Origin of the sequence: Kitasatospora sp. NPDC058965 (genome assembly GCF_042741245.1) — a bacterium.
Lineage (GTDB): Bacteria > Actinomycetota > Actinomycetes > Streptomycetales > Streptomycetaceae > Kitasatospora.
Genome location: NZ_JBHYKG010000373.1, coordinates 1 through 7,685, shown reverse-complemented (window position 1 = coordinate 7,685; position 7,685 = coordinate 1). Strand labels below are relative to the sequence as shown.

At 73.9% G+C, this 7,685-nt stretch carries 7 protein-coding genes; 6 read left to right on the top strand and 1 reads right to left on the bottom strand.

The features are described 5' to 3' along the window. The coding region (locus ACFW1A_RS35970; RefSeq protein ID WP_380416933.1) for a FadR/GntR family transcriptional regulator at positions 1-725 on the bottom strand (725 nt) is incomplete at its 3' end. 124 nt (positions 726-849) lie between these two features. Between ACFW1A_RS35970 and ACFW1A_RS35965 the strand changes: the two genes are divergently transcribed. The 6 genes from ACFW1A_RS35965 to ACFW1A_RS35940 all read left to right on the top strand — a co-directional run. After that, a complete protein-coding gene (locus tag ACFW1A_RS35965) occupies positions 850-2,454 on the top strand; it encodes an ABC transporter substrate-binding protein (RefSeq protein ID WP_380416931.1) in 1,605 nt (534 codons plus the stop codon). Between the two features lie 70 nt (positions 2,455-2,524). Further along, positions 2,525-3,475, top strand: a complete 951-nt coding sequence (locus tag ACFW1A_RS35960) for an ABC transporter permease (protein WP_380416928.1) — start codon at positions 2,525-2,527, stop codon at positions 3,473-3,475. 1 nt (position 3,476) lies between these two features. After that, the gene (locus ACFW1A_RS35955) at positions 3,477-5,417 is read left to right on the top strand and encodes a dipeptide/oligopeptide/nickel ABC transporter permease/ATP-binding protein (protein WP_380416926.1); all 1,941 of its coding nucleotides are present in this window, start codon (positions 3,477-3,479) and stop codon (positions 5,415-5,417) included. Between the two features lie 20 nt (positions 5,418-5,437). Further along, positions 5,438-6,406, top strand: coding sequence for an oligopeptide/dipeptide ABC transporter ATP-binding protein (locus ACFW1A_RS35950; RefSeq protein WP_380416936.1), 969 nt, complete (start codon positions 5,438-5,440; stop codon positions 6,404-6,406). Then, the gene (locus ACFW1A_RS35945) at positions 6,403-7,326 is read left to right on the top strand and encodes a dihydrodipicolinate synthase family protein (RefSeq protein ID WP_380416923.1); all 924 of its coding nucleotides are present in this window, start codon (positions 6,403-6,405) and stop codon (positions 7,324-7,326) included. The genes ACFW1A_RS35950 and ACFW1A_RS35945 overlap by 4 nt, the downstream gene beginning before the upstream one ends. Further along, positions 7,323-7,685, top strand: a 363-nt coding sequence (locus ACFW1A_RS35940) for an ROK family protein (protein WP_380416921.1), incomplete at its 3' end; no start/stop codon positions are given. The genes ACFW1A_RS35945 and ACFW1A_RS35940, both read left to right, overlap by 4 nt.

Genomic DNA, 7,685 nt, shown 5'->3' with positions numbered 1-7,685 from the left:
GCCCGGGCCGCCGCGATCCGCCGGCGCACCGGCGCGTAGTGCGCGTGCACCGCCGCCGTGAACGCCGCCGGGTCGGCCGCGCGCACGGCCCCGACCATGGCCCGGTGGGCCTGCACCGTGTCGGCCTCGTCCCGGTCGGTGATCACGTTCAGGTGCGGGGCGACGATCGCGTGCACGTCCCAGCAGGCGGCCGAGAGCTGGCCGATCAGCTCGTTGGCGAGCGGCTCCAGCAGCAGGGCGTGGAACCGGCGGTCGGTGGCGATCAGGTCGCCGCCGGTCGCGATCCGCTCGGCCATCTCGTCCACCAGGCCGTCCAGCACCGCCAGGTGGGTCGGCCGCAGGGCGCCGATGATCCGCTCGGCCATCCCGCGTTCGAACAGCTCGCGGACCTCGACCAGCTCCGCCAGCACCCGGAAGTCGTCGTCCGGGCTGAGCAGCCCGCGGAAGGCGAGGCTCTCCACCAGGGCCGACAGGCTCAGGCTGCCCACGTAGGTGCCGTGGCCGTGCCGGACCCGGACGATGTCGAGCGCGTCCAGCGTCTTCACCGCCTCCCGGACGCTGGAGCGGCTGGCGCCGAGCGCGGCGCACAGCTCGGCCTCGGTGGGGAGCAGGTCGCCCGGTTGCAGCCGGTTGGCCAGGATGTACCGCTTGATCTCCTCGGTGACCTGCCGTTGCCGGCCCGCTGCGCGGCCGTTGCCGAATCGTGAATGGTCCGGACTGATCAACGCTTGACCCCTCCCTCGTGCGGCGACTACGGTCACACGCTATCAGCATCAGACATCAGATGTCCGACCTTCTCGGGTTCGAGACAGCTGAGGCGTCACTCACCTCCGCCCCCAAGGAGCGCACGTGTTTGATCGAAACGACCGGGGCGTCGACCGCCGCGGCTTCCTGCGCCTGGCGGGCGCCGTCTCGGCGGCCGCGGCCTTCACCGGCTCCCTCGCCGCCTGCGGCGGCCCGTCCTCGACCGCGGGCAGCAGCACCGGCGGGTCGACGCCGGACGCCAACGGCACCATCGAGGCCGGCATCTCCTACGCGCTGTCGACCGGCTTCGACCCGATGACCTCGTCCGGCGCCACGCCGGTCGCCGCCAACATGCACGTCTTCGAGGGCCTGGTCGACCTCGACCCGGTCACCCGCGAGCCGTACCCGGCGCTGGCCACGGCCCTGCCGCAGGCGGTGAGCGACACCGTCTACCGGGCCACCCTGCGCAAGGGCGCCACCTTCCACGACAACTCGCCGGTCACCACCGACGACGTGGTGTTCAGCTTCACCCGCATCCTGGACCCGAAGAACGCCTCCTTGATGGTCCAGTTCCTGCCCTTCCTGGACAGCGTCACCGCCGTCGACGCGTCCACCGTCGAGTTCCGGCTCAAGTACGCCTTCCCGCTCTTCCCGACCCGGATCTCGGTCGTCAAGATCGTGCCCAGGAAGATCGTCGAGGCGGACCAGAAGGCCTTCGACGCCAAGCCGGTCGGCTCCGGCCCGTACCAGCTGGTCGAGGCCACCCGCCAGGACAAGATCGTCTTCAAGCGGTGGGACGCCTACAACGGTCCCCGCCCGGCCAGGGCCGCCGCGATGAACTGGCGCCTCGTCAACGACAACACCGCCCGGGTGAGCGCCATCTCGTCCGGCCGGGTCGAGGCGATCGAGGACGTCCCGTACGTCGACGTCGCCGCCCTCAAGGGGAAGACCACCACCGACTCGGTCGCCTCCTTCGGCAACCTGTTCCTGATGTTCAACTGCGCGCAGAAGCCGTTCGACGACAAGCGGGTCCGCCAGGCCCTGCACTACGCGCTCGACGTCGACAAGATCGTGGCCACCGCGATGTACGGCCAGGGCATCGCCTCCACCAGCTACCTGCAGCCCAGCCACCCCGACTACCACCGGGCCGGCACCGTCTACACCCACGACCCGGCCCGGGCCAAGTCGCTGCTGGCCGACGCGGGCGCGGCCGGACTGTCCGTCACCCTGCTGACCACCAACACCGGCTGGGTCGCCGACATCGCCCCGATCATCAAGGAGAGCTGGGACGCGATCGGCGTCAGCACCACGCTGGACGTCGGCGACTCCTCGGGCCAGTACAAGAAGGTCGACGGCGGGTCGTTCCAGGTGATGGCCGCCCCCGGCGACCCGTCGGTCTTCGGCAACGACACCGACCTGCTGCTGCGCTGGTTCTACGGCGCGGGCGTGTGGCCGACCAAGCGGTTCCGCTGGGCCGGCTCCGCCGAGGACACCCAGGTCCGCGGACTCCTCGACCAGGCCGCGCAGACCTCGGACAAGAACACCCGGAGCAAGCTCTGGGGCCAGGCCATCGACCTGATCGCCGAGCAGGCCGCGCTCTACCCGATCGTCCACCGCAAGCTGCCCACCGCCTGGGACACCAAGAAGCTGACCGGCTTCAAGCCGCTGCCCACCACGGGCCTGTCGTTCCTGGGCGTGGCCACCGCCTGACCGCGGGCCGGGGCCGGCCCTGCCGACGACCGCGCCGGCCCCACCCCCTCCGCACGATCAAGGACTCCCCATGCTCGTATTCCTCCGGCTGGCGCTGCGCCGCGTCGCGATGCTGCCGGTGATGGTGCTCGGCGTCGCCGCGCTGGTCTTCGCGGTGATGCAGTTCTCGCCCGCCGACCCCGCGTACAACGCGCTCGGCGACAGCGCCACACCCCAGGCCCGGGCCGCGTTCGCGGCCGCCAACGGGCTCGACGACCCGCTGCCGGTGCGCTACCTGCACTTCCTGCAGCACCTGGTGCACGGCGACCTGGGCGTGACCGTGCCGCCCAGCCAGCCGGTCGCCGACCGGATCGCCACCGCCTTCCCGCTGACCCTGCAGCTGACCCTGCTCGGCCTGGTGATCGCCGTGCTGATCGCGCTGGTCCTCGGCGTCACCGGCGCCCTGTACCGGGACCGCTGGCCCGACCAGCTCACCCGGGTGCTCTCCATCTCCGGGGTGGCGATCCCGTCCTTCCTGGTCGGCATCCTGCTGATCCAGGAACTCGCCCTCGACCACCCGCTGTTCCCCAGCGGCGGCTACGTCAACCCGGCCGACGACCCGGCCGGCTGGCTGCAGTCGCTGGCGCTGCCGGCGCTCTCGCTGGCCGTGCCGGTGGGCGCCTCGCTCGCCCGACTGGTGCGCACCGCCATGGTCGCCGAGCTGGACCGCGACTACGTGCGCACCGCCACCGGCAACGGCCTGCCGCGCTCGGTGGTGGTGCGCGGGGTGCTGCGCAACGCCATGGTCACCCCGCTGACCGTGCTCGGCCTGCGGGTCGGCTACCTGCTCAGCGGCGCCGTGGTGATCGAGAACATCTTCAACCTGCCCGGCATGGGCCAGCTGATCGTCCAGGGCGTCACCGGCGGCGACGTGGCCCTGGTGCAGGGCGCGGTGCTGACCATCGCGGTGGTCTTCCTGGTCGTCAACGTCCTCTCCGACCTGCTGGTCCTGCTGGTCAACCCCCGCGTCAGGACGGTGTGACATGCGAACCGGACTCCTCCGCCGCCTTGCCCGGCCGGGCCTCGCGCTCCGCCGGCTGCCCGCCGCCTCCCGGGTCGCGCTCGGCGTGCTGGTCCTGCTGCTGCTGGCCGCGGCGCTCGGCCCGCTGCTGACCCAGGACCCGCTGGCCACCGGCATCCCCGTGCAACCCCCGAGCGGTGCGCACTGGTTCGGCACCGACCGGCTCGGCCGCGACGTGTTCGCCCGGGTGGTCGACGGCGCCCGCTACTCCCTGGTCATCGGCCTGGGCGCGACCGCCGTCGCGCTGGTCGCCGGCACCGTGCTCGGCGCCTTCGCCGCCACCGCCCGCAGGGCGGGCGACGAGGGGGTGATGCGCACCCTGGACGTCGTGATGGCCTTCCCGCCGATCGCGCTGGCCGCCGTGCTGGTCACCATCTTCGGCACCGGCGTGCCGATCCTGGTGCTGACCATCGCCTTCGTCTACGTGCCGATGCTCACCCGGGTGGTGCGCGCCAACGTGCAGGCCCAGTACGGCGAGGACTACGTGGCGGCCGAGCGCGTCATGGGCGCCCGGCGCGGCTACATCGTGGCCCGCCACGTGGCCGTCAACTGCGCCGCCCCGGTCGCCGTGTTCGCCACCGTGCTGGTCGCCGACGCGATCGTGTTCGAGGCCAGCCTCTCCTTCCTCGGGGCCGGCGTGCAGCAGCCCAACCCCAGCTGGGGCAACGTCATCTCGTACGGCCAGCAGATCCTGCAGGCCGGCGGCTGGTGGGCGGCGATCTTCCCGGGCCTGGCCATCCTGCTCACCGTGCTGGCGCTGAACGTGCTGGCCGAGGGGCTGACCGACGCCGCCGCCGCGCCCGCCCCGGGCCCGGCACCGGACGCCCCGGCCGACGACCGGTCCACCGCGGCGCCCCAGGCGGACGTCACCGCCGCGCTGGCGGTGCTGGCCGAGCGGGTCGCCGCGCAGCCCGTGCGGATCGCGCCGGTCGCACCGGGCGCCGCCGAACTGCTCGCGGTGCGGGACCTGTCGATCCGCTTCCCCGACCGGTACGGCAGCACCCCCGTGGTCGACGCGGTCTCCTTCACCGTGCACGAGGGCGAGACCCTCGGCCTGGTCGGCGAGTCCGGCTGCGGCAAGTCGATCACCAGCCTGGCCGTGATGGGCCTGCTCGCCCGCAACGCCACCACCGGCGGCCGGATCGACTACCGCGGCCAGGACCTGCTCACCATGGACCCGCGGCGGCGCCGCGCCCTGCTCGGCCCCGAGATCGCGATGGTGTACCAGGACGCGATGTCCTCGCTCAACCCCTCGGTCCTGGTCGGCACCCAGCTCAAGCAGCTGACCGGCCGCGGTGGCAGCAAGACGCCCGCCGAACTGCTCGACCTGGTCGGCCTGACCCCGCAGCGCACGCTGCGCAGCTACCCGCACGAACTGTCCGGCGGGCAGCGCCAGCGGGTGCTGATCGCGATGGCCCTGTCCCGCGACCCGCGCCTGCTGATCGCCGACGAGCCGACCACCGCGCTCGACGTCACCGTGCAGGCCCAGGTGGTGGACCTGCTGGTGCGGCTGCGCGACGAGCTCGGCTTCGCCATGGTGCTGGTCTCGCACGACCTCGCGCTGGTCGGCGACCTGGCCCACCGGGTGGCCGTGATGTACGCCGGGCAGGTCGCCGAACTCGGCGCCACCCGCGCGGTGCTGACCGACCCCGCGCACCACTACACCCGCGGGCTGCTCGGCTCGGTCGTCTCGCTGGAGTCCGGCGCGGACCGCCTGCACCAGATCCGCGGCGTGGTCCCCGCCCCGCGCGCCTTCAACAGCGGCTGCCGGTTCGCCACCCGCTGCCCGGCCGCCACCGAGCTGTGCCGCACCGCGGTGCCGGCGGCCGCCGACCGGGCGCCGGACCACGGCTTCGCCTGCCACCACCCCGCGGCGGCCGTCCTCGAAGGGAGCCCCCGATGAACCCCACCGACCGGCAGCCGGTGCTGCGCCTGGACGGCGTGCACGTGCGGCACCGCGCCCGCGGCGGCGGCGTGCTGCGCCGCGACGCGGTGCACGCACTCACCGCGGCCGACTTCGAGGTCCGCAAGGGCGAGATCGTCGGCGTGGTCGGCGAGTCCGGCTGCGGCAAGTCGACCATGGCCAAGGTGCTCACCGGCCTGCAGCGCCCGACCGAGGGCACCGTCGCGTTCCGTGGCGAGGACCTGTGGGCGATGCCGGCCGCCCGGCGCCGGCGCGAGTTCGGCAGCGCCGTCAGCATGGTCTTCCAGGACGCCTCGACCGCGCTCAACCCGCGGCTGCCGGTGGGGCGGATCCTGCGCGACCCGCTCGACGTGCACCGGCGCGGCACCCGCCCGGAGCGCGAGCAGCGGGTCGAGGAACTGCTCGACCTGGTCGGCCTGCCCGGCCACGTGATCCGCAACCTGCCCGGCCAGCTCTCCGGCGGCCAGCGCCAGCGGGTGGCGATCGCCCGGGCGCTGGCGCTGGAGCCGGACGTGGTGATCGCCGACGAGCCGACCAGCGCGCTGGACGTCTCGGTCCGAGCCCAGGTCCTCAACCTCCTGGTCGACCTGCGCGAACGGCTCGGCCTGGGCATGGTCTTCGTCTCGCACGACATCCAGACCGTGCGCTACCTCTCCGACCGGCTGGCCGTGCTCTACCTGGGCCGGGTGGTCGAGGAGGGCGCGGCCGCCGAGGTCACCGGTGCGCCGTCGCACCCCTACACCAAGGCGCTGCTGTCCGCGACGCCCAGCCTGCTGGCGCAGAGCGAGCGGATCGTGCTGCACGGTCCGGTGCCCTCCGCCACCAACCCGCCCAGCGGCTGCCCGTTCCGCACCCGGTGCTGGAAGGCCGACGAGGCCTGCGCCACCGACTTCCCCGCGGCCGACGGTGCCGAGCGGCACCGCTGGCACTGCGTCCACCCCGAAACCCCCGCAAGGAGCACCGCATGACCCTCCGTCAGCCCCGGTTCGCCGGCCTCGTCCCCCCGGTCGTCACGCCGCTGACCGCCGACGGCCGGATCGACACCGCCTCGCTGGAACGACTGGTCGGATTCCTGCTGGAGGGCGGGGTGGACGGCCTGTTCGCCCTCGGCAGCTCCAGCGAGACCGCCTACCTCACCGAGGACCAGCGCACCCAGGTGCTGGAGGTGGTGGTCAAGGCCGCCGCCGGCCGCGTCCCGGTGATCGCCGGCTGCATCGAGACCACCACCAACCGGGTGATCGAGCGGGCCCGGACCGCCCGCGAGCTGGGCGCGGACGCCGTGGTGGCGACCGCCCCCTTCTACACCCGCACCCACCCCGCCGAGATCGAGCGGCACTTCCGGCAGATCGCGGCCGCCGTCGACCTGCCGCTGTTCGCCTACGACATCCCGGTCTGCGTGCACACCAAGCTGGACACCGGGATGCTGCTGCGGCTGGCGGCGGACGGCGTGCTGGCCGGGGTCAAGGACTCCAGCGGCGACGACGGTGCCTTCCGCTACCTCTGCCTGGGCGCTGCCGAGCTGCCCGGGTTCGCGGTGCTGACCGGGCACGAGGTGGTGGTCGACGCGATGCTGCTGGGCGGTGCCGACGGCGTGGTGCCCGGGCTCGGCAACGTTGACCCGCACGGCTACCGCCGGCTCGCGGACGCCGCGGCGGCGGGGGACTGGGCGGCGGCGCGGGCGGAGCAGGACCGGCTGGCCCGGCTGTTCGAGATCGTCCGGGCAGCCACCGACACCTCCGGGACCGCCGCCGGGCTGGGCGGCTTCAAGACCGCGCTGATGCTGCGCGGGATCATCGCGAGCAACGCGATGAGCGCGCCGATGCTGCCGCTGGACGAGCAGCAGACCGCCGAGGTCCGCCGGGTCCTGGAACGGGCGGGACTGCTGTGAGCGCGCTCGCGGGCCTGCCGCTCGGCGGGGCGGAGGGGCTCGGCACCTCGCCCCCGCCGCCCCCGGTGCCGCGCGTGGCCGGCGTGGACATCGGCGGCACCAAGATCTCGGCCGCCCTGGTCGGACGGGACGGGGTACTCGGACGGACCGTCACCGTGCCGACCCCCGCCGCCGAAGGGCCGGCGGCCGTGCTCGCCGCCGCGGCCGGCGCGGTGCGCCGGCTCGGCGGCGGGGTGGCGGCGGTGGGCGTCGGCAGCGCCGGGGTGATCGACCCGGACACCGGCGTGGTGCGGTCCGCCACCGACGCGCTGCCCGGCTGGGCCGGCACCGACCTGCGCGGCGGCCTGGCCGAGCTGCTC